3 protein-coding genes are annotated in these 2,361 nt (G+C 41.0%); 2 read left to right on the forward strand and 1 reads right to left on the reverse strand.

Annotated features, from left to right (window positions below):
* Positions 1-193: 193 nt before the first annotated feature.
* Positions 194-460: a DUF2442 domain-containing protein gene (locus tag KDK17_RS02145; protein ID WP_257254996.1), complete on the reverse strand. Its 267-nt coding sequence runs from the start codon at positions 458-460 to the stop codon at positions 194-196.
* Between the two features lie 562 nt (positions 461-1,022).
* Between KDK17_RS02145 and KDK17_RS02150 the strand changes: the two genes are divergently transcribed.
* Entirely contained in the window at positions 1,023-1,292 is a 270-nt protein-coding gene (locus KDK17_RS02150) for a type II toxin-antitoxin system Phd/YefM family antitoxin (RefSeq protein ID WP_257254995.1), read from the forward strand.
* Positions 1,293-1,675: 383 nt separating this feature from the next.
* Positions 1,676-2,080, forward strand: a complete 405-nt coding sequence (locus tag KDK17_RS02155; protein ID WP_257254994.1) for a hypothetical protein — start codon at positions 1,676-1,678, stop codon at positions 2,078-2,080.
* The last annotated feature ends 281 nt before the right edge of the window (positions 2,081-2,361 follow it).

Consider the following 2,361-nt stretch of genomic DNA (forward strand, 5'->3'; position numbering starts at 1 on the left):
CACTGATAATAGAGAGTTGTGAAATCAAATCGTGAGCATTCATGCTGAGGCCTTAGCCTGATGTGTATTTATAAGGCTGTAGACGTATTAAAAAGAAAGCAAATATAAGCTAGAGGTCAATAATTTCAGGGGGTTTCATGATTTTTCCTTGCCGGGTCTCACGACACGGGTTTCTCCGAGTTTCTTCTTTTGGTTACGCGGCATCAAACCTAACTAGCTGACCTGCCTTATCCAGTTTCTCATGCAAGCTACCAGGACTCAGTTCAAAACCATTAGGCCAGCACAAAGCGCCAAACTCAAGGAAAAAACGGCAAAAATACTGTGAACTCTCCAAGGGTAATGTCATAGCTGTTTTTTTAGACAACAACGGAGAAAAATCCATCACTCCGTGGGAACCATCAGAAAAAGAAAGTCGAATTTCTTTATCGTATAACCACTCAGCTTTTATCAATTTAATCATAATCAGCTCCCGGAATACGCTCTAGCGGCTGAAGCTCCAATGCTTTTTGCCAGTTATCAAATAGTGCTGTTTTATGGTCACCACACTAGTCAGATACCAATCTTGCGGCCTTCTTTGGAAGATGACCCTTGAGAACTGCACCATCATTAATACACACCAAAGCCTCGTGACCTTGTTACTCAACATGGATATGTGGTGGTGGATGATCATCATGATACATTCTGATGTAAATTCCAAAAAAAGAAGAGATCACAGGCATCACAATTACCATCAGCTTAAAGCTTATATCACTGCCTCCAAAGCCAGATTGGTCAACTGTGGGGGGGCTTACAACTCCACACAATGATAGAAATGGCCCAATCTCCTTATTGAACCCCCTCCTAACCTGTTACTATTCCGGATTGTATAAAGCAACCTATTTGCCAGGTATCAAGTATCAAGACCTGACCCCGGTTTCGGTAGTTCGGTAGTAGTAGAAGGGTCATATATGGACATTATATGGACTTTTTCTTTTGTTTAACCTATCCTTGAAATGTTATTTTTTTAACACTGAGGAAAATAGATGAGCGTATCACCCTTACCCCGTACCAAAACGGTATCGACGTTTAAAAAAGAATTAGCTTCTATGGATGTATCTGAGCCTGTAGTCGTTACACAAAATGGGGAACCTTTATATGTAGTTCAAGACCCCGTACAGTTTGAGATGCAACAGGAACAAATGGCTCTATTAAAATTGTTGTCATTTGCTGAAAAGGATGTTCGGGAAGGTCGAACCGTATCTTCTTCAGAACTTCTGGCTGGATTGGAAGGGCTTCTTGACAATGAAGTTTGAGTATTCACTCGCTTTCCAATGCCAGCTTCATGACAGGTTTTACTATTTATCCCGACACATCGGACAGGAAGCGGCTGGCGAGCTTCTTAATGGCTTCATTACTGGATTTGAGAAAAGAATCATTGAACATCCCCGAAGTTCTCCATTATGTTTGGAGGCGTCAGAAATGGGGTTCACAACGTATCACGACTATGTTGATGAAAAGCTCCAATTGCGAGCGATCTTTCGATTTTCTGAGACAGAGGACATGGTATACCCATTGCTATTTTTGAGTACCAAACAAAGCATCCGACAAGCTTTAATACAGCATTGTCTACGACAATAGCCAGAATTCCCCAAAAGCCTAAATAACATTAACAGAAAGATTTTCGGGAATTATCAGGGTGAAATCATTTCAAGACCACCTTATCGAAAGTGAAATTAAAGAAATTATCGAAGGCGCATTTAACGACCATTTTAAAATGGGATTCAGTAGCAAGGATTCGTTTAGCGTTTCGTCAAAAGGTAGTGTTCACGCCAAAGGATCATCTAAAGAAGCTGGCGAAGTTTCCAATATCGTTTTTAAAAGTGCGAAAGGAAGCAATTTTAAAGCCCAAATTGAGAGCCTTTGGAATACTAGCAAAGATGTTTCTACTTTCGTGAAAAAGATCAATCAGGAAATCGATTCAAATACTGCTTTCGTGAAAGCGAATAGTTCAGATAAGAAAAGTGTCAGTAAGATAAACAAAAAGATCGAGACCTATCAGAAGATTGTTAGCTCTATCGAAAGGCTTGGCAAGAAAAAATAGAGCTGGGCTTTCGTCAGTAAAGTTCACCTCGACAATGTTGACTCGTTCCCACGCTCCAGCTTGGCAATGCATACCCATATCTGAAAACGGGCTTTACAACTTGAGATGTCGTATGGATTCAACATGGGAGCCACTATTTTGCCACACGTGAGAACGACCCAAAGAGCCCTAAAAACAGAACAGAGTCAAACGATGTCAACAATCAAGACCTGATCCCTTTTTTCCAGATAGCTCGGCTTGCGCAGAGCAAGCCCATAAATTATCATTCTTTCCGTCTCTTG

The sequence above is a fragment of the Endozoicomonas sp. SESOKO2 genome, from assembly GCF_024606245.1.
In the GTDB taxonomy this organism is placed as follows: Bacteria; Pseudomonadota; Gammaproteobacteria; order Pseudomonadales; family Endozoicomonadaceae; genus Endozoicomonas_A.

Excerpts from the sequence above, each read along its gene's own strand:
- KDK17_RS02145 (WP_257254996.1), bottom strand. The coding sequence starts at position 460 with ATGATTAAATTGATAAAAGCTGAGTGGTTATACGATAAAGAAATTCGA.
- KDK17_RS02150 (WP_257254995.1), top strand. The coding sequence starts at position 1,023 with ATGAGCGTATCACCCTTACCCCGTACCAAAACGGTATCGACGTTTAAA.